Below are 21,877 nucleotides of genomic sequence, written 5' to 3' on the forward strand. Positions count from 1 at the left end.
ATTTTTATGATAACACTTTTGTATTTATATAATAATAACTGCATAAAAATACCCTAATCGTATGAGACTAGGGTGCGAGAAAAAAGCCACCCTTTTCGGTCTCACAGGACTGAATTAAAAGGTTGTTTTTATGAAGCAATCTGCTTAGATTGTTGTTTCTGTTTCATTTCAGGTAACAGTAGATTTAACAGTACGCCAACGATTGCTGCAAGTGCCATTCCTTCTACTTGGAATGATTCTCCGACACGAAGTACCGCGCCACCAATCCCGATTACCAGAATCACTGATGCAATCATTAAGTTTCGTTTGTCGCTTAAGTCTGTTTTATCATCTACCATCATGCGTAAACCGCTTGATGCGATTACTCCAAAGAGTAAGATTGATACGCCCCCCATAACTGGTGTTGGAATCGAGTGAATCAGTGCGGAAATCTTACCAATAAATCCGAACATAATCGCGAAGACTGCTGATCCGATGAATAAGTATACACTGTAAGCTTTCGTAATTGCCAGTACACCTATGTTTTCACCGTATGTTGTATTTGGTGGTCCACCAATTACTGATGCGATTAATGTCGCTACACCATCTCCAAAAATCGAGCGATGTAACCCTGGTTTTTCAATTAAATCTCGATTAATAACATTTCCAAGTACGATTTGATGCCCGATATGTTCTGAAATTGTTACAAGTGCTACTGGCACCATTAAGAGTACAATCTTCCATGAAAACTCTGGCGTGTAAGTTACAAATGGTACGACAAAGTCTGGTACATCAAACCATTTCGCCTCAGCTACTGGCTTTAAGTCCACCAATCCTTGGAAGTAAGCGAAGATATATCCTCCGATAATCCCTAATAGAACTGGTATGATGCTGAAAAATCCTCTTCCGAATATAGAGCAAATGATTGTAATTGCTAGCGTTACTAATGCTACTGAGAAGTGTGTAACACTATACTTGCCACCTGCATCATTCATTGCCATATTCACTGCTGTGTGTGCTAATGCTAATCCGATAACCATTACAACTGGACCAACGACAATTGGTGGGAGTAACTTCATAATCCATGCTGATCCCGATTTCTTAATTCCAAGTGAAATTAAGATGTATACAAGTCCTGCTAGTAAACCACCAAGCATTGCTGCTCCTGGCCCTCCTGCTGTCTTCGCCGTAATAATCGGTGCGATAAACGCGAATGATGAGCCTAGATATGCTGGTACTTGACCCTTTGTTATAAGAATAAACGCGAGTGTTCCTAATCCACTGGAGATTAAAGCTACTGATGGGTTCAGTCCTGTTAAAAACGGAACAAGTACTGTTGATCCAAACATCGCGAACAAATGTTGTATACTTAAAAATAACCATTTTCCGGGTTTCGGTACTTCATGAATGTCTAACACTGGCTTTTGCTCCATTGTTATATCCTCCTTCAGTTTAAAACTTTGCAATAAAAAAACTCTTTGCGCCCTATGCACAAAGAGTCCTATACTTTCGTATGTCAAATTTGACATACGAAAGTCAAGACCCTTTGGCAGCCTCACAGGACTACATTTAAAAGGGCTTTACTTATCGTATATACTTACTCGATCTTGCTGATCCGTCTCTTGCAAATCAACTTCAATACGTTCTTCACTTGATGTTGGAATGTTCTTTCCTACATAATCAGCACGAATTGGTAATTCACGATGACCTCTGTCTACAAGAACAGCTAGTTGGATTTGTGATGGTCTACCTAAATCCATAAGAGCATCCATCGCTGCTCGAACCGTTCTTCCTGTATACAATACATCATCCACAAGAATAACTTTTTTCTTCGTAATGTCCACAGGAATATCTGAACCTTTTACAAGCGGTTCTTTATTTTTTGATTGCAATGTTAAATCATCACGATATAGCGTAATGTCTAACTCGCCTACTTCTATTTCTTTTCCTTCAATTTGACCAATTCGTTCTGCTAAACGCTGTGCAATAAAAATCCCACGTGTTTTAATTCCGACAAGAACACAATTATCGACACCTTTATTACGTTCCACAATTTCATGACTGATGCGTGTTAAAGCGCGGCGAATCATTTGGTCATCTAAAACGACAGCTTTYTCTTGCATGCTCTACACCTCCAAGCTTTTTTCTTGCGTGAGAGGAATGGTATAAAAAAAGTCCTCTCAGCGTGTGCGAGAGGACTTTTGAAAAAAGGGTACAAGTATACCCTAAGTATTTCAAACCGTTACCTTCTCAACCTCACGGGGCTGTGTTAAAGGATCATTATTCAACTGCTGTTAGTATCGCAGGTTTCAATCGTTTTGTCAATACTATTTCCGTAAAACATTTAAAACTTCTTCAAATACTGCTGGAACTGGCGCCTCAAACTCGATATATTCGCCTGTACGAGGATGATCAAACCCTAAAATCCCCGCATGAAGCGCTTGTCCATTTATATCTAATGTTTTTTTCGGGCCATATTTCGGATCTCCCGCAAGCGGGTATCCAATATATTTCATATGAACACGAATTTGGTGCGTACGGCCGGTTTCTAAACGACACTCTACAAGTGTAAAGTCTTTAAATCGTTCTAACACCTGAAAATGCGTAACAGCATGCTTCCCATTTTCATCAATCGTCATACTTTGGCGGTCCTTTTTATCACGGCCAATTGGAGCATCAATTGTTCCTTTATCATGTGGAATTACACCATGGACGATTGCTTTATATCGTCTTGTTACTGTTTTTGCCACAAGCTGATTTACAAGAGATTCATGTGCCATATCATTTTTAGCAACCATCAATAAGCCAGATGTATCTTTATCAATACGATGTACAATACCCGGACGCATTACACCGTTAATACCTGATAAATCTGTACAATGATGCATTAACCCATTTACAAGTGTACCACTTGTATGTCCAGGAGCTGGATGCACAACCATGCCACGTGGCTTATTCACAACAAGCACATCTGCATCTTCATAATAAATTTCTAAATTCATGTCTTCTGGCAAAATATCAAGCTCTTCTGGTTCTGGAATTGCTACTGCAATTTCATCATTTACTTTTACTTTATAATTTCCTTTAATGTCGTTTCCATTTACGGTTACAACGCCATCTTTAATCCACTGTTGTACTTGTGAACGTGACCATTCATTGTTCACTCCCGCGAGAAACTTATCAATCCGTTCGCTCTTTTGTTCTTCTGTAACTGTTACTTGTACTACTTCGCTCATTCAATTACTCCTTCATTTTCTTTCCTTCTAATAATGTTTGAATAATAATCAATACAACCCCAATACATAAAGCTGAGTCAGCTATGTTAAATACCGGATAGTTGTATGAAAAAATATACACGTGAATGAAATCCACCACTTCTTGTCTAAATACACGATCAATAAAGTTGCCAATTGCTCCGCCTAAAATAAGACCTAATGAAATCCCTAGGAGCTTATCTGTTTTTGCATACTTTTTCATATAAAATACGATAAATCCTACAAAAACAACTGTAATAATATAGAAGAACCACATTTTGTTTTCTAAAATGCCCCAGGCAGCTCCTCTATTCCGATGTGATGTTATGTATAATACATTATCGATAATCGGGATACTTGTACCTAATTCCATGTTTTTTACAATTAACCATTTCGATACTTGATCGATGGTAATGACAAATAACGCTATTAAATAATATATCATTTTCATTTCCCCCACAAAGACAGTGTACCTCAAAATTTTAGCATAGCTACGGTCTTTTCACAATGAACCTTTACGGAAGAATAAAATAAAATAAAATAAAAAAAGGTAATATAATATCGTTGTGCCTCTTAGACATTTACTTTCTCATATAAAAATTCATGAATTGTACGAGCTGTTGGCATCATTTTCATTTGCTTTATAGGAATGTATGTCCCAGTTTCCTCACAAATGCCATACATATCGATTTCCATTTTAAATAATGCTCGTTCCACATCTTTTAAATCTTCTCTTATATCATGTAAAAATAATTTCTTTTTTCCATCTTCCTTCGATTCATAGCCTAATTCCAGTCCGAATTCTACATAATAAGTTTTTATCGCTTCTTTTGCCAGTCGTTCCTGTAGTTCTTTTTTCATCAATTGTAATTCTTCTTTGATTTCCATATAGATTTCATTCACGTGTACATTCCTCCCGGCTGCAATGTACCGTTAGTGTGTCCGAAATTTTCTCGCTTACCGCTCACACATTTTTCCTTCATGGGAAAGTGCTTAAAAGTTACTTCCTCCTGCCCAATAGAAAAACTTTAAGCAGTCGAACCTTTCATACATCTGCTACATGTTAAGAAGAATCATTACTAAATACAAAAACTGACTACCGTAATAGCAGTCAGTTTTTATCACATCATTATTTTACATAATTTTCTTTTACTACTGTTGCACAACGCTCACATAATGTTTCATGTTCAGCGTCTTTACCAATTGTTTCAGAAACAACCCAGCAACGTTCACATGTTTCACCAGTTGCCTGCGCTACAACAACAGCTGTATGCTCATATTTTGGTGCATCCACTGGAGCTTCTTCCATTGTTCCACCAAGTTTATACTCAGAGACAATAAATAATTGTTTTAAATCTTCACTAATAGACTCTAACATTTGTTTCATTTCTGCAGTTGGATATAGGGTAATACTCGCATTTAATGACTTACCGATTACTTTTTCATTACGAGCCACTTCTAAAGCTTTTAATACGTCATCTCGAAGTGTCATAAATGCATCCCATTTTGTTTTTAACGCTTCCGCACCCTCTACTTCTACAGCTTCTGGCATATCAGTTAGCTGAACGCTTCCCTCTACAACACCAGGAACATATGGCCATACTTCATCAGCTGTATGAGGTAAGATTGGTGTTACAAGTTTTGTCAATGCAACAAGAACATCGTAAAGTACTGTTTGAATCGCACGACGGTCATGATGATTTGCTGCTTCAATGTATAAAATGTCTTTTGCAAAGTCTAAATAGAATGAGCTTAAATCAATTGTGCAGAAGTTATGAATTGCATGATATACTGCCGCAAAGTCATATGTTTCATATGCTTCTTTTACTTTTGTAATTAAGTCATTTAATTTCACTAGCATGTAGCGATCTACTTCACGTAATTCAGCTTTCGCTACTGCATCTTGACTTGGATTAAAGTCAGCTAAGTTTCCTAATAAGAAACGGAATGTGTTACGGATTTTACGATATACTTCTGCAACTTGTTTTAAGATATCATCTGAAATACGCACATCAGATTGGTAGTCAACAGAAGATACCCATAAACGTAAAATATCTCCACCTAATTGATCCATGATTTTCTTCGGTACAACAATATTCCCGATAGATTTACTCATTTTACGACCTTCACCGTCTAATACGAATCCATGACTCAACACACCTTTGTATGGTGCTTTACCTGTTACTGCAACTGCTGTTGATAATGAAGAGTTAAACCAGCCACGGTATTGGTCAGATCCCTCTAAGTATAAATCAGCTGGACGTTGTAAGTCCTCGCGCTCTTCTAGGACAGCTTGGTGAGAAGAACCTGAATCAAACCATACGTCCATAATGTCTGTTTCTTTACGGAATTCGCCATTCGGACTAGATGGATGTGTAAATCCTTCTGGTAATAAATCTTTCGCTTCACGTTCGAACCATACGTTAGAACCGTTCTCACGGAATAGATCTGCTACGTGATTGATTGTTTCATCTGTAATAATTGGATCGCCATTCTCTGCATAGAAGACAGGAATCGGTACACCCCATGCACGTTGACGAGAAATACACCAATCACCACGGTCACGAACCATATTATGAAGACGTGTTTCCCCCCATGCTGGTACCCATTTTRTTTCCTCAACCGCTTGTAATAATTCGCTGCGGAACGCTTCAATAGATGCAAACCATTGCGCTGTCGCACGGAAGATAATTGGTTTTTTCGTTCTCCAGTCATGTGGATAAGAATGCGTAATAAATGTTAATTTTAATAACGCACCTACTTCTTCTAATTTTTCTGTAATTGGCTTATTAGCTTTATCATAGAATAGACCTTCGAATCCAGGTGCTTCACTTGTTAATACACCCTTATCATCAACTGGACAAAGAACTTCTAATCCATACTGTTTACCAACAAGGAAATCGTCTTCCCCGTGTCCAGGTGCTGTATGTACACAACCTGTACCAGCATCTGTTGTAACGTGCTCACCAAGCATAACTAAAGAATCACGCTCATAGAATGGATGCTTCGCAACTGTATACTCAAGTTCGCTACCTTTAACTGTTTTCACAACTTCAGCATTTTCCCACTCTAACGTTTTWGMAACTGTSTCAAATAGTTCAGAAGCRATRATATATTTYTCATCATTTACTTTCACAATGCTGTATTCAAGTTCTGGATGAACAGAAATACCTAAGTTGGCTGGTAATGTCCAAGGTGTTGTTGTCCAAATGATAAATTTCTCGTCGCCTTCTAATACGTCTTTTCCGTCTTTTACAGGGAATGCCACATAAATAGATGCTGACTTTTTATCATTGTATTCAATTTCAGCTTCAGCTAAAGCGGATTCACTTGTTGGAGACCAATAAACTGGTTTTTGTCCTTTATAGATATAACCTTTTTTCGCCATTTCACCAAATACTTTAATTTGCTGCGCTTCATAAGCTGGCTCTAAAGTAATATACGGGCGATCCCAATCAGCACGCACACCTAGACGTTTAAACTGTTCACGTTGGCGATTCACTTGTTCGTATGCATACTCTGCACATAACTTACGGAATTCTGCAACCGTCATTTCTTTACGTTTTACACCTTTATTTGTTAAAGCTTGTTCAATTGGTAAACCGTGTGTATCCCATCCTGGTACATATGGTGCACAGTATCCAGTCATTGATTTGTAACGAACAATAAAATCTTTTAATACCTTATTTAACGCATGTCCCATATGAATGTCACCATTCGCATATGGAGGACCATCATGCAGTACAAATAAAGGACGACCTTTTGTATGTTCTTGTACCYTTTCATAAATGTTCATCTCAGCCCATTTTTCTTGCATTGCAGGCTCACGTTTYGGTAAATTCCCACGCATYGGGAATTCTGTTTTCGGCATTAGTAATGTATTTTTATACTCCACGCTTAATTCCTCCTCGAATTTATAAAAGAAAGACCCTAAAAAATGGAATAAAAAAGAGACTCTCTCATCCCCAAAAAAGGGACGAGAAAGTCTCCCGCGGTACCACCCTAGTAGACCGTACACGTATGCACAAGGTCCTCTTTATATTCTTAACGCGAATATACGCCTACGCTTACTTTTTTGTTCAGCGCGGAACTCCAGGGTGATATTCCCATTTATCTCCTTATCCTGAGCTTACACCGTCCTCAGTTCGCTATATAAGGTATGAAAAAGGTACTTATCCCTATCTTTGTTTTTCTTAATAAATATGTTGTTTAAAATTATATGTAATAATGAGAAAAACGTCAAGCTTACACTGTTTCTTCTTTCTTTAATAGCTCGTCCACTTCTTCTTCTAGCTCAATTAATTTGTCCCAATCATCGTTGTTTAACATTTCAAGCTGTGCTTCTAATAACATACGGAAACGCGTACGGAATACTTTCGCTTGTTTCTTTAGCTCTTCAATATCAAATGCAACTTTTCTTGATTTTACTAAAGCTTCATTAATGATACGATCTGCATTCTTTTCTGCTTCACGTACAATTAATTTCGCTTCTTTTTGTGCATTACGCTTTACTTCTTCAGCCGCTTCTTGTGCAACAACGATAGACTTATTTAGCGTGTCTTCAATGTTAGAAAAATGATCTAATTTACCTTCTAGTTGAGCAACTTTTTCTTCTAATGCTTTCTTCTCGCGAATGACCAATTCATAATCTTTGATGATCTGATCAAGAAACTCATTTACTTGATCCTCATCATAGCCACGGAATCCGCGACCAAATTCTTTGTTATGAATATCTAATGGTGTTAACGGCACAAACGCCACCTCCAAGTAGTTATCTGAATTTTCTTCTTTTAATTATATCTTTTCTTCGACAAAACAAGAGTTTTTCCTTCTAAAAAACCAATCATTTTAGTATACCATACAAAACTCGCCATTTGTCGCGTTTCGTTTTTCCTTCTACAGAAAATAATTTACTCCGGCCATATCCCCTAATTGAAAAAACATCACCCGGAAAACACTCATATGCAGTTTGTTCAACAGTTTTCCAGTTCACTTTCACAAGACCGTTTTTTATAAGTGGCTGTACTTTTTGCCGTGATAGATGAAGCATTTCAGCTAGCAGGACATCTAATCGAAGTGATGAAACAGTTCCAGATTGTTCTTTCCATTCTTCTTGCAATCGTAATACTTTGTCTGCTTGTACAGAGGAAAGTGAGACCTTCATTTTCCCTATTGATTGTAAATTCATTTCAATGTAAGAAACAATTTCTTTTGCAACTATAATTTGGGCACGATTTTCTTGAAGCAAAATATCACCACACTTTTCTCTTGTAAGACCAAGAGACATAAATGCACCTAATATTTGCCTATGTTCAAGCGTATAAAACTTGGAAGGATAGTCAATTTCTAATACTTCAACTTGAAAATCTTCTTCATTTAAATCCAGATAACTCGGATAAATAAGAGCTCTTTTCCTTTCCGCTTTTGGCTCAGCACCATAAAGACGCAAAGTAGCATCCCCTTGATTTCCAATTATCGTAGCAACAATTTGCTGCTGACGCGGATCCAGAAAATCCGTTAATTTCACTTGATGATATTCTTCAGCTACCTGTTTCCACTCTAACACTTTATCGACAAAGACCACTTCTTCGGGTCTAAAATGCTCATAGATGCTCATTCATTCAACCTCTTATTACAAGAAATAACGAAACAGACTTACTAAACCATTACTAGCCAATCTCAACGCAATAATTGCAACAATTGGAGAAATATCCATCATGCCAAAAGGTGGGATGAATCTCCGAAACGGCTCTAAATATGGTTCACAAATACGTGATAGAAGATCACCAAATGTTGATTCTCTAGCCCCTGGAAACCAAGATAGAAGGATATAGATAATAAGCGCCCAGGAATAAATCTGGATGATCCAAAGCAATGCTTGTAAAATAATCGTCATGGCGTATTACCACCTCTTTATATTTGTCTCTTCCTCTTCACCGAACAATTCAGAAATGGCCCCAACAATATCCACAGTCTCAGGTGTACAAATAAATGTTTTCGGTCCTAATTTTTGAATGTCCCCGCCTATAGCGTATACAGTACCACTTAAAAAGTCAACGATACGCACAGCTTGATCTGTTGACATCCTTTGCAAATTAATGACAACCGCTCTTCTTCCCTTTAAATGATCCGCAATCCCTTGTGCTTCCGAATATGTGCGCGGTTCTAACAAAACAACTTTGGAAGATTGCTTTGCTGTTTCAATACTTACAATATTTTGTTTCGGCTGTGCTTTCGTAAGTGGAATATCCTGCTGCTCTGGTGGATCTTGTTGTTTTTTCATTTCAGCTTGCTCCTTTTCCTTTTCGTAAGCTTCTCGCTCTTCTGGAGTGTCAAAAAAGAAGTATTTTACTTTTGACCAACTCATAATAACATTCTCCTTCCTTTTATGCTTTTCCTACTAAAATCGTTCCCAAACGAATATATGTAGCACCTTCTTCAATTGCAATCGTATAATCATTTGACATTCCCATTGATAACTCTTTACACGGAGCGTATGATAATCCTAGTTCTTGTACTTGTTTTTGCAAACCACGCAATTTCTTAAAACAATGACGAATTTCGGCTTCTTCCTCAGTAAATGGTGCCATTGTCATCAATCCAACAACTTCAATTTTATCAAATTCTTGCAAAGCACGAATAAACGCAATCGTTTCCTCAGCCGCTATCCCTTGCTTTGATTCTTCAGACGATGTTTTCACTTGTACAAAACATCGAACCTGCTTTGTAGTACGCTTTTGGATTTCTTTCGCAAGTGAAATGCGATCTAATGAATGCAAATAATCAATCTCATTAATAATTTCTTTTACTTTTCTCGTTTGTAACGAACCAATGAAATGCCAACTTACTTTTGAACCAAAATGCTCATACTTCTGTAAAAAACCTTCATTACGATTCTCACCTAAATCAGTAAGTCCAGCTTCTATTACTTCATTTGTTTTTTCAATTCCTACTGTTTTTGTTACTGCAACGAGCTTAATCTCTTGTGCTGAGCGCTCTGCTCGTTCACATGCTATTTTAATTTTCTCATTTACAAATGCTAAATTCTCTTGCACTACCACTGTTTTCAATCCTCCTTAAAGCCTATGAAGCTCAACATTCTTCCTGTTTTCCCTCGATCACGACGATGTGAGAAAAACAATTGTTCTTCACAGCTTGTACAAAGAGACGACATCATAATATGCTCTTCTTTTATGCCAGCTTGTATGCATAATATGCGATTGATTTCTTTTAAATCAATTGCATATTGTCCGTCTGAAATCAATTTATATGGAACATGTCCGTTTACCGCTTGTTTTGCTGCTGATAATACGCGATCATCAACTACATAACAGCAGGACCCTATGGCTGGTCCAATTGCAACATAAATCTCATGAGCTGGCACCCCTTCTGCACGCCACTTTTGAATCATTTCTTTTGCAATTTCTTTTACAGTGCCTTTCCATCCAGCATGTGCCAGCCCTATCATACCATGTGATGGTGCATAGAAATAGAGTGGAACACAATCAGCATAACAAGATGTTAAACATACATCTCTATCAGTCGTATAAATACCATCTGTGTTTGGAATACCGTCTTCATATGAATAGATTCCTCGCCCTTTTTCTTGCTGTCCTACTTTTTCAACATGATAATCATGAACTTGTTCTGAACAAATCCAATTTTCTAATGGTTTTTGTAACTTGTTCGCTAAAATACGTCTATTTTCATGAACATTTTCCATCATATCATTTACATGTAATCCTAAATTCATCGCATGAAAGGAGCCTGTACTTACTCCACCATCTTTTGTCGTAAATCCTGCAGTAATGTTTCCAAGTTCTTTCCACGCTTGTAAATACAATATACCGTCCTCATATATAAATGGTTCTCTCATAAAGCGGCTCCTTTTAATAAAATAACATAAAAAGCATGGTACTTCCTGTCTATTTTACCATACTTTTATTTTTCCATAATGACAACATAAAAAAAAGAGAGATTTGTAATATTCTTTAAGAAATTGTCGGTGTTTGTATTGATTCTGTTACAGAATTGACATGATCAGCTCTTACTAATATTACATCCTCTCCAATTTTTACAATTTGCTTCCACGGAATAACAAACTCTGCTTCTTTCCCAAATATCCCTAACATACGTGTTTGCTTTGAAATAATGACAGCTTGAATCTTCCCTGTATTCATATCAATATCAATATCGCTAATGTTTCCAAGTTTTTTTCCGTCAGAGACATTTACAACATCCTTAATTTGAAACTCTGAAATTCGTATCATTGTCATTCTCCCCTTTTATGTTGTGTAATCGATAAGTCTCCTCCTGCCAGCAGTTTCACTTTACTGTCATTATATGAACACGTAATCTTTCCTATGAACAGAATCTTGGGGCACGCAACATAAAAAGATCTCATCTTAAATGATGAGACCTTATCCTTGAATTGTTTTATTCATTTGTTTAATTGCTGATTTTTCAAGGCGTGATACTTGTGCTTGAGAAATCCCAATTTCTTCGGCAACTTCCATTTGTGTTTTCCCTTGAAAAAAACGTTTTCGGATAATCATTTTTTCGCGATCATTCAATCGTTTCATTCCTTCTTTCAACGCCAATTCTTCCACCCATTGCTCGTCCCTTTGTTTATCATCACTTAGTTGATCCATCACAAAAATAGGATCGCCCCCATCATTATAGATTGGTTCAAATAGTGATACTGGATCTTGAATGGCATCAAGTGCAAAAACGATTTCTTCATGTGTCACTTCAAGTACTTTTGCAATATCCATCGCCGTTGGTTCTTTTGAATTTTCAGCAATTAGCTTTTCTCTTACCTGTAATGCTTTATACGCAATATCTCGCAACGAACGAGAGACGCGAATTGGATTGTTATCACGCAAATATCTACGGATTTCTCCAATAATCATTGGCACAGCATATGTTGAAAATTTAACATTTTGGCTTAAGTCAAAGTTATCAATGGATTTCATAAGTCCAATGCAGCCGACTTGAAATAAATCATCAACAAATTCTCCTCTGTTGTTAAATCGCTGAATGACGCTCAGTACAAGACGTAAGTTTCCATTTACTAATTTCTCTCTTGCGCTTATCTCTCCACTTTGCATTTCTCGAAATAATTTACGCATCTCTTCATTTTTTAGTACTGGAAGTTTAGCTGTATCAACACCGCAAATTTCTACTTTGTTTCTCGTCAAAGTGTTCCCTCCTATCGGGAGTTGCTGTACAGTGTAAAGTATCTCCTTTGGAGGGAATTTTATGCATACCGTTTTTCTGTCACTTTTAATAAAAATATCATTCGTGCTTTACCCGGAAATACAACAAAACCAATCGGAATACCGATTGGTTTTGCACAATCTCCTTGATGATCTAACCTTTTAACAACGTCACTTTATACCATTTTATTAAATTCTTTTCGAAGCCTTTTTATAATTCTCTTTTCAAGTCGAGAAATATAAGACTGTGAAATCCCTAGCATATCTGCCACATCTTTTTGTGTTTTTTCTTCTCCCCCTGCAAGTCCAAAACGGAGTTCCATAATTTGTTTTTCACGATCATTCAGTTGGTGTAGTGCTTTCTTAAGAAGATGTCTATCTACATTAGCCTCTAAATCTTTTGTAATAATATCATCATCCGTACCAAGAACATCTGATAGTAACAATTCATTCCCATCCCAATCAATATTTAATGGTTCATCAAATGACACTTCTGAACGATTTTTATTATTTCTACGTAGATGCATTAAAATTTCATTTTCTATACAACGTGATGCATAAGTTGCTAATTTTATTTTCTTTTCAGGGTTAAATGTATTCACAGCTTTAATAAGACCAATTGTTCCAATACTAATCAAATCCTCAATATTAATTCCTGTATTTTCAAATTTACGCGCTATATACACAACAAGCCGTAAGTTACGCTCAATGAGTAATGACCGTGCTGCTTGATCACCTTTTGGCAATTTATTGAGGAGTACTTCTTCTTCCTCTTTTGTTAAAGGCGGTGGCAATGCCTCACTTCCACCGATATAGTAAATTTCATCAGTCTTAATTCCAAGTTTCAGCAATACTTTATACCAAAGATATATGAAATAAAATTTTATTTTCGTCATATTCTCCCGCCTCTCATAATTAAGCAATTGTCACTTTGGGTGATATCAACATTTTCGGATGTATAATACATTGATACTCTCCATTTGTAGATAATTGCTGTGTATTTAAGCCGATTAATACTTTATTTACGACCATATTGCTTCCTTCATGATAAATTTGAACAACATCTGGCTTAATTGCCCATAAAAATTGATGATCAACTCCTACTGCTCGAAAAGGAATTAAACGTAGTCTCGTTGCCCAACCTGAATCATTTTCTGGTATTTGTGGAATTTCTGTTTTGGAATAAATTTGTTCTGTTAACCATGTTGGTAAACAATGCTCTAATGATGAAATATGCATAATCATAACCGGTGTTTTTGTTAAAGGGTCATGAAGCTGATTTCCACTATCAATCAAGCCATCTAATTTAATTTCATTTTCAACTAATCTAATATTCACTTGTACAATTTGGTCATAATGAATCTTAGTCACTTCCACATTTTCAATACGTTTTTTTGAAAAGTAATAAATAATCGGAAATCCCAAAATCACAAACATCCAACTTACTGGATCACCATAAGACATTGCTTTCGCCTGAACTAATCCATCTACCATGTCATTCGTTTGTAGGAAAAAATGAGTTCCAATTAATCCTCCTCCTACCATAAATGTTACAAAATAAAAGGTAAAAACAGTCTGTGTATAATCTCTAAAAGTAGAAAATCCAAATGCTGTATACACAATAAGTAACGAATACAATAATTTCATAATTGGGTGTGTCATCATAGAAGCAAAAGGAGTAAAGGCAAAAATAACAATTGTAGAACCAATAAATGTCCCTAGCACAAGCCTCCATCTTTTGATCTTCTTTTTCAACACAGTTGCTGCTAATAAAAGCAAAAGAAAATCAATGCAGGCGTTTAACAACCAAACAACGTCGGCGTAAACAACCAAACAATTCACCTCTTTTTTTAAGTTGAGACTAGTATAAAGCATATCCAATAGGAAAGTGTGTCAATTTGCGGAGGGGTTTTTTTGTTATTTTGTGGTTTCTAGACATAATCTGTCGTGAGGTATATATTGTGAGCTTTCTAATAATAAATCCTTCGGTTCCCTTCATCTATCTTTCTTACTTTCTATAATTCAGATGATGGTCTTATTATATAAATACAAATTGAAAAAACGACATAAAACCTTTCTTTTTAAGTGAAAGAGTGCATCCATCCATGCATAGAAGCGGTCAGATCAATCCTTTTCCTGCCATATGCAAGTTAAAACAAAGAGAGAAACGACTGCTGGTCACCTTTTGTTCTTCGTAACAGCAACTTATACGTTGAAAAATCAAAATGAATTTATATATTTATGAATAGCGAGATAAGTTTTTTTATTTTAAAATATTTAAGGTTGTGTAATAAAAAAGAAAGGAGCCCTGAGGCTCCTTTCTTTTTATCGTCTACGACGGTTACGTAAAAATGCTGGAATATCGATATCATCTGAATCTGTATTACGATCATGTACAATAGACTCTTCACGTTTCACTTCGCGTTTTACTTCACGTTGTTTTTGTGGCTGCGCTGTTGGTTGTTGCTGTTGCGCGTGATTTGTAGCCGCCGTTGGACGTACAAATGGTTTTGGCGGCTGAACTGAAACACTATCATCAAAACCAGTTGCAATTACAGTAACAACAATTTCATCTTTTAAACTCTCATTAATTACAGAACCGAAAATCATATTCACTTCTGGATCTGAAGCTGAAGCAACGATATCTGCCGCTTCTTGCACTTCATATAAACTTAAGTTTGTGCCCCCAGTAATATTCATAAGAACACCTTGTGCACCATCGATAGATGTTTCTAATAACGGACTAGAAATTGCACGTTTTGCTGCTTCTGCTGCACGGTTTTCACCAGTTCCAACACCAATACCCATTAATGCAGAGCCTTTATTAGACATAATTGTTTTTACGTCTGCAAAGTCTAAGTTAATGAGACCAGGTGTAGCAATTAAATCAGAAATACCTTGTACACCTTGTCGTAATACGTTATCCGCTTCGCGGAACGCTTCAAGCATTGGTGTATTTTTATCTACAATTTCTAAAATACGATCATTCGGTATAACAATGATTGTATCTACATTATCTTTAAATGCTGTAATCCCAGATATAGCTTGCGTCGCACGTTTACGACCTTCGAATGTAAATGGACGTGTTACAACACCAACTGTTAACGCGCCTAGTTCTTTTGCGATTTGTGCAATAACTGGAGCTGCACCCGTACCAGTTCCTCCGCCCATACCAGCTGTTACAAAGACCATATCTGCACCACGAAGTGCTTCTTGGATTTGTTCTTTACTTTCTTCAGCGGCTTTTTTCCCTACTTCAGGATTTGCGCCGGCACCAAGTCCACGCGTTAATTTTCCGCCAATTTGCATTTTCGTTTCAGCTTTTGATAAATTTAATGCTTGCGCATCAGTGTTCACAGCAATGAAATCCACACCTTGTACACCGTGCTCAATCATACGGTTTACAGCGTTATTTCCGCCACCGCCGACACCGATAACTTTTATGCTCGCTAATTGATCTTGAGTAGTATCAAACTCTAACATGTCGAAATCCCCCTAGAACCTCATTTTTCGTGTGCAATTTTAATCCCATAAATAGCGGAATACACGTTTTACTTTTGACATCATACGCTCATTGTCTTCATTATTTTTGCTTTGCTTACGCGTTGTTTGTTTTACAGGTTGCTGCTGTACCGGCATTGGTGCTGGTACTGGCTCAAAATGCTCTTCCTTTTCCTGAACATTTTTTCCGCGCAATTTCGCTTTTTGATAAGAATGTTTAATTAATCCGACTCCAATTGTATACTGTGGTTCACGAACGCCAATATAATCTGGAGTGGCTATACGAACATTTTCATGTAAAATATCATATGCAAGATCAAGAACACCCGGCATAGAAGCAATCCCACCAGTAAGTACATAACCAGACGCTACTTGTTTTACTCCTAGCTTCCGGACCTCTTCTTGAACAAACATCAAGATTTCCTCTACACGTGCCTCAATAATATCAGATAACTCTAGTTGTGAATATTGTTCTGTTTGATCGCTTCCCATAATAGGAACCGTAAACACTTCTTCTTCAGATGCAGTATCATAAAAAGCATGTCCATATTTTAGCTTAATTTGATCCGCACTTTCAGTTGAAGTTTTAAGTCCTATAGCGATATCCTTCGTTATATGATCTCCACCTAAAGGCAATACACTTGTTGCTTGTAACTCTCCATCTTGAAAAATCGATAAGGTTGTAGATCCTCCGCCAATATCAACAAGGGCTACACCTCTATTTTTCTCATCAGAAGATAAAGCAACCGTTGCAGCTGCTAAAGGTTGCAGACAAATATCAACAATTTCAAGGCCCGCTTTTTCCACACAACGTAGTAAATTATGTAATAACGTTCTTGAGCCTGTAATTAACGTGCCTTCCATTTCTAATCTTACACCAATCATCCCGCGTGGATCGTTAATCTCATCAAGACCGTCTACTATGAATTGTCGAGGCACCACATCAATAAATTCACGTTCAGGAGCAATTGATACAACTTGTGCTGCATCCAGAACGCGTAAGACATCTTCATTTCCAATTTCACGATCTTCATTTGAAACAGCGACAACTCCATGACAAGGAAGAAGCTGCACCTGATTTGCATTCACACCTACAACAACTTGTTCAATGTGAATTCCTACCATACGCTCAGCTTGTTCAATTGCTTTTTTGATTGATCGAACAGTTTCGTCTATGTCAACTATGGAGCCCTTTTTCAAACCATTTGATTTTACGTTTCCAACACCAATAATGTTTAAACCATCATTAACCATTTCACCAATGATGACTTTAACATTGGATGTACCGATGTCAAGACTAACATATATTTCATTGCTGTTCATTCTTTGGCACCTCCTTCTTTATTTATACCATACAAGTCAATATATGGAACAACAATCGCAGCTTTACTATTTATAAGAAAAATATTCAACGTCTTTATGCGTTTCCCTTTTTTAACCCTATATTTTTCTTATTTTTATTTAACATTCACTTATTGCAATCACAGTAATCTGTGAATGACTGCTTTATCTTTGAAATAACTCGATTCCAAATGCAAAGATTATCGCCAAATATAAGTCTACACTAAGATGTACTCATAGAAAAGCTAAACTTGTACCAATCCTAGCATGAATCGAAGAAAATCTAGTTATTTTTCACCAAATTAATTATAATTGTAATGAAATTTACACATAGAAAAACACACTTGTTGTTATTGTATTTAAAAAGAAATAAAACTACTACTCTACTGCTTTTTTTCTTCATTATCTAAATATTTAAAGTATGCGCCAACTTCTAAATCAATTAGGGCTTTTCTACCCGACTCTATATTTTTTATAATAAGTGGATATGTTTCCATACGCTTCGCAAAATCTTGTATAGTTGTACTCACTTCATAACCTTCATTCATATATAAAGTAAGATGGTCTTCATTTGAATTCGTTGGAGCATAATGAATTTCAGAAATAGATCTGAGAATAGTCGGAGTTAATTTTTCTAGCTCTTCAATTAACTCTTTCATTTTCTCTTCTTTAAATGGTTCAAAAATCGGAGCTGCGACAGGTAATTTCCCGTTCGGAAGCACGTCAAGTGTTTTACCATTTTCTAGAAGCGGCTGTAACTTTCCACCTTTGTTTATATAACCTATCGTTACATACTCTTCAATGTGAATGTCAATTTTATTCGGAAAACGTTTTTTGACATTTACTTTCTTAATTTCATTTCGTTTTGTTAAATTCTCTTCAGCCTTATGTGCTGTCACTCGAAAATAACTCGTGTCATATGTAACTCCAGATTCCTTCATGACTTGTTCATCTGTCATATAATGATTTCCTAGAACACTTATCTTTTTTATATTACTAAGTGGAGACCGAAAATAAATTAAAAAAAGTACTAATAAAAATAAAATCGATACATATAAAATTAATCTCTGATTGACAGGTTTTTTATTCTTCTTTTTTTGATTCTTTAGTTTTGGTACACGATCTTGTAGTTTAATCACTTTACTATTTTTCATGTACGATCCCCCTATGTAACATAAAGAACGGCATGTTACGCATGCCGTTCTTATCTTCTTATTATACCATAAATGATAATGAGCGGAACAAATAACAGCTATCTTCCAATGGTTTCCACTTCTGTATGCATATCTACACCAAATTTTTCTTTAATTGTTTTTTTGACAAATGCAATTAAATCCAGCACATCTTGTGCTGATGCAGATCCTGCATTGATAATAAAGTTTCCATGCATTTCGGAAATTTTCGCACCGCCAATTTGATGACCACGTAGACCTGCCTTTTCGACTAAATCTCCAGCGGAATTTGGTAGTGGATTTCTAAATATACTACCGGCACAAGGATGATTCCATGGCTGAGTTTCACGACGATAGTCTTTATTCTTTTGCATTACACCCACTATTTCTTCACGATTTCCTTCTTTCAACTGCAATTCTGCTTCTACTACAATGCCAGGACGCTTTGTTTGTAAAACAGAAGTACGATAAGAAAATTCCATCTCTTCTTTTGTTAACCACTTCATTGTACCATCTTCAAACATAATACGCGCTCTCATCAAAATTTCTGACATATCTGATTTATGTGCACCGGCATTCATATATACTGCCCCGCCGACACTTCCTGGGATACCACTAGCAAACTCTAATCCAGCTAGACCTTGGCGACTAAGTAGTGTTGACAACTTAATAAGAGGATATCCTCCTCCAACTCGTACAGTAGTTCCTTCTACTTCTAAGTGATCTAATCCTTCTCCTAAACGAATTACAACACCTTCAATACCTTTATCAGATACTAGAAGATTAGATCCACGTCCAATTGCTGTCCATTTTGTGTTATATTTCTTTACTAAATCTAAAGTCTTCTCCACACCAGCAACACTACTTGGCACGATTAGAATATCAGCTGGCCCACCTATTTTCATAGTTGTATAACGAGCTAACGCTTCATTTTCTAACACTTTACCAACTTCTGCTTTGATAAGTTCCTTTGCTAATTGTTTCATGATGATCTCCCCCATATTAAATCTCCGTATTACAGTAGTATGCAGGGCATTCACCTAACGTTATTTTGTACAAGTTTTTTCATCACTTCAAATAACTTATTTGCTGCATCCGGAATTCCTAACTGCGTAGCAGCTAGTTTCATATTTTGTAATGTTTGTGTATTTAATAGAATTTCATCAATATCATGAAGAAGAGCTTCAGCAGTTAAATCTTTTTCAAGAAGCATTTTTGCTGCTCCCTTATCGACAACAGATCTCGCGTTTTTCTCTTGATGATTATTTGTCACATAAGGACTCGGAATTAAAACACTTGGTTTTCCTAACGCTGTTAACTCTGCTAATGTTGTAGCACCAGCACGTGAAACGACAAGATCCACACCAGTAAGTACCTCTGGCATATTATGAATAAACGGTTTAATGATTACATTATCCGGATTCCCTTTTTGTTTTACGGCCTCCATGACTTTATCATAATGCACTTCACCTGTGATATACAATACTTCATAATTTTTGTTACCAAATTGTTCAATTGCTGCCACAAACGCATCATTAATCGGTCTTGCCCCGCGACTTCCACCAAAAATAAGCACAGATTTTTTAGAAAGAGATAATCCAACAGAACGCTTCCCTTTCATGCCATTTTGGTTCATTACTTCTGATGCACGCGGATTTCCTGTCATGACAACTTTCGACTTTGGAAAATGTTCAGATGCCGCTTCAAAACAAACAGCTACCTTATCCACATAGCGACTTAAAAATTTATTGGTTACACCAGGTACACTATTTTGTTCATGTACAATTGTAGGAATTCCTAATTTCGCCGCCGCATAAACGACTGGACCACATACATAGCCTCCTGTACCAATTACAACATCTGGATTGAAGCGACGAATATATCGTTTACTATCTTGTACACCTTTTAGAAAACGCATCACTGTTTTTACATTATCAAGGGATATTTTCCGTTTAAATCCACTAATGACAATCGATTGAAATGGTATCCCTGCTTTTGGAACAATTGTACTTTCTAATCCATTTTCCGTACCAATGTATAGAAATCTTGCTTCCGGATGTAGTTTTTTTATTTCTCTAATTAACGCAAGAGCTGGATATATATGACCTCCCGTGCCACCACCACTAACTAATACTCGCACTACAAATTCCTCCGCTTCTCTGTTCTAAATTCAATTTATATATTCATATATCTATAATATATTTTCCGTTTTCTACACACGAAAAACCCTGTCTTATAAACAGGGTTTAGTAGCGAGAATGACGACTTATATTCAATAATACACCAACTGCCATTAGCATTAAGGTCAAACTCGACCCACCATAACTTAAAAATGGCAAAGTAATTCCTGTAACAGGCATTAGTCCTGTTACAACACCAACATTAATCATCACTTGAATCGCAATCATCGCCACAATACCTACTGCCAAAAACGTACCATATAAATCAGGCGCTCCTAATGCTATACGAATCCCACGCCATAATAACAGACTAAATAATAATAACACAAACGACCCACCAATAAAACCTAATTCTTCGGATAAAATCGCAAAAATAAAATCTGTTTGCGGCTCGGGTAAATAAAGAAATTTTTGTCTACTTTGTCCAAGTCCTAGCCCAAACAAACCACCGGGGCCAATCGCAAGTAACGATTGAATAATCTGAAATCCACTCCCAAGTGGGTCTGACCACGGATCCAAATAAGACGTAATACGTTTCATTCGATATGGTGCCGATGCAATTAATCCAACAAATCCCGCTACTCCTATTAGCCCTAGCATTGCAAAATGAAAAATGCGTGCTCCTGAAACAAAAATCATTATGATACATGTCCCAACCATTACTGTTCCTGTTCCAAGATCTGGTTGTAACATAATCATGCCAAATGCAACAAATACAAAACCAAGTGCTGGAAGTAGCCCCTTTTTAAAAGATGTAATCAATTTTTGTCTTTCCGCTAAAAATTTAGCTAAAAAAATAATCATCGCAAATTTCATAAATTCTGACGGTTGAATCGAAAATGCTCCAATCCCAATCCAGCTTCGCGCTCCCCCTCGAACAAGTCCAACTCCAGGGATTAAGACAAGAATGAGAAGGATAAAACAAATGAGCAAAATCACTTTCGAATAAGTACGCCATGTCCAGTAGTCAATTTTCATAATAAAAAACATGGCAGCTACACCAAGTACCGCAAATAACAGCTGTCGTTTTGCAAAAAAGAATGAATCCCCCATCTTATAGGAAGCCCAGACAGCACTTGCACTGTAGACCATAATCATTCCAATTGTTAACAACAAAAGTGTAATGATAATTAAAATAAAATCAGGCGTTTTCTTCATTGGCAATGAGCACCACCTTTTTTGAAGAAGCTTTTTTCTTCTATGTAACAAAACATCAGTAGGTGTTAGCCTAC

Annotated in this window: 22 protein-coding genes, 1 pseudogene and 1 other annotated feature; all 23 genes and pseudogenes read right to left on the minus strand. The window is 36.6% G+C overall.

The features are described from left to right. Nucleotides 1-128: 128 nt before the first annotated feature. On the minus strand, nucleotides 129-1,412 hold the full coding sequence (gene uraA / locus AC1DIT_RS00085) for a uracil permease (protein WP_016116016.1): 1,284 nt from the start codon (nucleotides 1,410-1,412) through the stop codon (nucleotides 129-131). Between the two features lie 147 nt (nucleotides 1,413-1,559). Then, entirely contained in the window at nucleotides 1,560-2,102 is a 543-nt protein-coding gene (gene pyrR / locus AC1DIT_RS00090; protein WP_001156487.1) for a bifunctional pyrimidine operon transcriptional regulator/uracil phosphoribosyltransferase, read from the minus strand. A 204-nt stretch (nucleotides 2,103-2,306) separates the two neighbouring features. Then, the gene (locus AC1DIT_RS00095) at nucleotides 2,307-3,215 is read right to left on the minus strand and encodes an RluA family pseudouridine synthase (RefSeq protein WP_016116017.1); all 909 of its coding nucleotides are present in this window, start codon (nucleotides 3,213-3,215) and stop codon (nucleotides 2,307-2,309) included. 4 nt (nucleotides 3,216-3,219) lie between these two features. Then, nucleotides 3,220-3,678 carry a lipoprotein signal peptidase LspA gene (lspA, locus tag AC1DIT_RS00100; RefSeq protein ID WP_016116018.1) on the minus strand — a complete coding sequence of 153 codons (459 nt, stop codon included), beginning with the start codon at nucleotides 3,676-3,678 and terminating at the stop codon, nucleotides 3,220-3,222. Nucleotides 3,679-3,806: 128 nt separating this feature from the next. Continuing rightward, complete coding sequence (locus AC1DIT_RS00105; RefSeq protein ID WP_016116019.1) at nucleotides 3,807-4,136, minus strand: TraR/DksA C4-type zinc finger protein; 330 nt, start codon at nucleotides 4,134-4,136, stop codon at nucleotides 3,807-3,809. 226 nt (nucleotides 4,137-4,362) lie between these two features. Further along, nucleotides 4,363-7,128 carry an isoleucine--tRNA ligase gene (gene ileS2 / locus AC1DIT_RS00110; RefSeq protein WP_476997992.1) on the minus strand — a complete coding sequence of 922 codons (2,766 nt, stop codon included), beginning with the start codon at nucleotides 7,126-7,128 and terminating at the stop codon, nucleotides 4,363-4,365. Nucleotides 7,129-7,202: 74 nt separating this feature from the next. Next, nucleotides 7,203-7,427 (minus strand) — a binding site (T-box leader). A 51-nt stretch (nucleotides 7,428-7,478) separates the two neighbouring features. After that, nucleotides 7,479-7,985 (minus strand): septum site-determining protein DivIVA, encoded by a 507-nt coding sequence (gene divIVA, locus AC1DIT_RS00115; RefSeq protein WP_016116021.1) that lies wholly within the window; start codon nucleotides 7,983-7,985, stop codon nucleotides 7,479-7,481. A 91-nt stretch (nucleotides 7,986-8,076) separates the two neighbouring features. Further along, the gene (locus tag AC1DIT_RS00120; RefSeq protein WP_016131892.1) at nucleotides 8,077-8,850 is read right to left on the minus strand and encodes a YlmH family RNA-binding protein; all 774 of its coding nucleotides are present in this window, start codon (nucleotides 8,848-8,850) and stop codon (nucleotides 8,077-8,079) included. Nucleotides 8,851-8,865: 15 nt separating this feature from the next. Next, nucleotides 8,866-9,129 carry a YggT family protein gene (locus AC1DIT_RS00125; protein WP_016116023.1) on the minus strand — a complete coding sequence of 88 codons (264 nt, stop codon included), beginning with the start codon at nucleotides 9,127-9,129 and terminating at the stop codon, nucleotides 8,866-8,868. 6 nt (nucleotides 9,130-9,135) lie between these two features. Then, entirely contained in the window at nucleotides 9,136-9,600 is a 465-nt protein-coding gene (locus AC1DIT_RS00130; protein WP_003199801.1) for a cell division protein SepF, read from the minus strand. A gap of 19 nt (nucleotides 9,601-9,619) precedes the next feature. Further along, on the minus strand, nucleotides 9,620-10,294 hold the full coding sequence (locus tag AC1DIT_RS00135; protein ID WP_016116024.1) for a YggS family pyridoxal phosphate-dependent enzyme: 675 nt from the start codon (nucleotides 10,292-10,294) through the stop codon (nucleotides 9,620-9,622). Between the two features lie 5 nt (nucleotides 10,295-10,299). Further along, complete coding sequence (gene pgeF / locus AC1DIT_RS00140; RefSeq protein ID WP_016116025.1) at nucleotides 10,300-11,109, minus strand: peptidoglycan editing factor PgeF; 810 nt, start codon at nucleotides 11,107-11,109, stop codon at nucleotides 10,300-10,302. A gap of 115 nt (nucleotides 11,110-11,224) precedes the next feature. Beyond that, the gene (locus AC1DIT_RS00145; RefSeq protein ID WP_016116026.1) at nucleotides 11,225-11,503 is read right to left on the minus strand and encodes a YlmC/YmxH family sporulation protein; all 279 of its coding nucleotides are present in this window, start codon (nucleotides 11,501-11,503) and stop codon (nucleotides 11,225-11,227) included. Nucleotides 11,504-11,653: 150 nt separating this feature from the next. Continuing rightward, nucleotides 11,654-12,433, minus strand: coding sequence for an RNA polymerase sporulation sigma factor SigG (gene sigG / locus AC1DIT_RS00150; protein ID WP_003199794.1), 780 nt, complete (start codon nucleotides 12,431-12,433; stop codon nucleotides 11,654-11,656). 194 nt (nucleotides 12,434-12,627) lie between these two features. Beyond that, entirely contained in the window at nucleotides 12,628-13,347 is a 720-nt protein-coding gene (gene sigE / locus AC1DIT_RS00155; protein ID WP_016116027.1) for an RNA polymerase sporulation sigma factor SigE, read from the minus strand. A 19-nt stretch (nucleotides 13,348-13,366) separates the two neighbouring features. Further along, nucleotides 13,367-14,284, minus strand: a complete 918-nt coding sequence (spoIIGA, locus tag AC1DIT_RS00160; protein ID WP_016116028.1) for a sigma-E processing peptidase SpoIIGA — start codon at nucleotides 14,282-14,284, stop codon at nucleotides 13,367-13,369. A 492-nt stretch (nucleotides 14,285-14,776) separates the two neighbouring features. After that, the gene (gene ftsZ / locus AC1DIT_RS00165; RefSeq protein WP_016116029.1) at nucleotides 14,777-15,934 is read right to left on the minus strand and encodes a cell division protein FtsZ; all 1,158 of its coding nucleotides are present in this window, start codon (nucleotides 15,932-15,934) and stop codon (nucleotides 14,777-14,779) included. A 39-nt stretch (nucleotides 15,935-15,973) separates the two neighbouring features. Beyond that, complete coding sequence (gene ftsA / locus AC1DIT_RS00170) at nucleotides 15,974-17,275, minus strand: cell division protein FtsA (protein ID WP_003199785.1); 1,302 nt, start codon at nucleotides 17,273-17,275, stop codon at nucleotides 15,974-15,976. Between the two features lie 183 nt (nucleotides 17,276-17,458). Continuing rightward, a pseudogene (locus tag AC1DIT_RS00175) lies at nucleotides 17,459-17,554 on the minus strand (small basic protein); the annotation flags it as partial. A gap of 122 nt (nucleotides 17,555-17,676) precedes the next feature. Next, entirely contained in the window at nucleotides 17,677-18,447 is a 771-nt protein-coding gene (locus AC1DIT_RS00180) for a cell division protein FtsQ/DivIB (protein ID WP_016116030.1), read from the minus strand. Nucleotides 18,448-18,545: 98 nt separating this feature from the next. Next, nucleotides 18,546-19,451 carry a UDP-N-acetylmuramate dehydrogenase gene (murB, locus tag AC1DIT_RS00185; RefSeq protein WP_033671439.1) on the minus strand — a complete coding sequence of 302 codons (906 nt, stop codon included), beginning with the start codon at nucleotides 19,449-19,451 and terminating at the stop codon, nucleotides 18,546-18,548. 50 nt (nucleotides 19,452-19,501) lie between these two features. Then, the gene (gene murG / locus AC1DIT_RS00190) at nucleotides 19,502-20,605 is read right to left on the minus strand and encodes an undecaprenyldiphospho-muramoylpentapeptide beta-N-acetylglucosaminyltransferase (RefSeq protein ID WP_016116032.1); all 1,104 of its coding nucleotides are present in this window, start codon (nucleotides 20,603-20,605) and stop codon (nucleotides 19,502-19,504) included. A 106-nt stretch (nucleotides 20,606-20,711) separates the two neighbouring features. Then, entirely contained in the window at nucleotides 20,712-21,809 is a 1,098-nt protein-coding gene (gene spoVE / locus AC1DIT_RS00195; RefSeq protein ID WP_170927912.1) for a stage V sporulation protein E, read from the minus strand. Between the last annotated feature and the right edge of the window lie 68 nt (nucleotides 21,810-21,877).

Source organism: Bacillus sp. 05T22 (assembly GCF_056396765.1).

Coding starts and splice junctions, on each gene's coding strand:
- uraA (WP_016116016.1), bottom strand. CDS start 1,412: ATGGAGCAAAAGCCAGTGTTAGACATTCATGAAGTACCGAAACCCGGA.
- AC1DIT_RS00095 (WP_016116017.1), bottom strand. CDS start 3,215: ATGAGCGAAGTAGTACAAGTAACAGTTACAGAAGAACAAAAGAGCGAA.
- lspA (WP_016116018.1), bottom strand. CDS start 3,678: ATGATATATTATTTAATAGCGTTATTTGTCATTACCATCGATCAAGTA.
- AC1DIT_RS00120 (WP_016131892.1), bottom strand. CDS start 8,850: ATGAGCATCTATGAGCATTTTAGACCCGAAGAAGTGGTCTTTGTCGAT.
- AC1DIT_RS00125 (WP_016116023.1), bottom strand. CDS start 9,129: ATGACGATTATTTTACAAGCATTGCTTTGGATCATCCAGATTTATTCC.
- AC1DIT_RS00130 (WP_003199801.1), bottom strand. CDS start 9,600: ATGAGTTGGTCAAAAGTAAAATACTTCTTTTTTGACACTCCAGAAGAG.
- pgeF (WP_016116025.1), bottom strand. CDS start 11,109: ATGAGAGAACCATTTATATATGAGGACGGTATATTGTATTTACAAGCG.
- AC1DIT_RS00145 (WP_016116026.1), bottom strand. CDS start 11,503: ATGATACGAATTTCAGAGTTTCAAATTAAGGATGTTGTAAATGTCTCT.
- sigE (WP_016116027.1), bottom strand. CDS start 13,347: ATGACGAAAATAAAATTTTATTTCATATATCTTTGGTATAAAGTATTG.
- ftsZ (WP_016116029.1), bottom strand. CDS start 15,934: ATGTTAGAGTTTGATACTACTCAAGATCAATTAGCGAGCATAAAAGTT.
- ftsA (WP_003199785.1), bottom strand. CDS start 17,275: ATGAACAGCAATGAAATATATGTTAGTCTTGACATCGGTACATCCAAT.
- AC1DIT_RS00180 (WP_016116030.1), bottom strand. CDS start 18,447: ATGAAAAATAGTAAAGTGATTAAACTACAAGATCGTGTACCAAAACTA.
- murB (WP_033671439.1), bottom strand. CDS start 19,451: ATGAAACAATTAGCAAAGGAACTTATCAAAGCAGAAGTTGGTAAAGTG.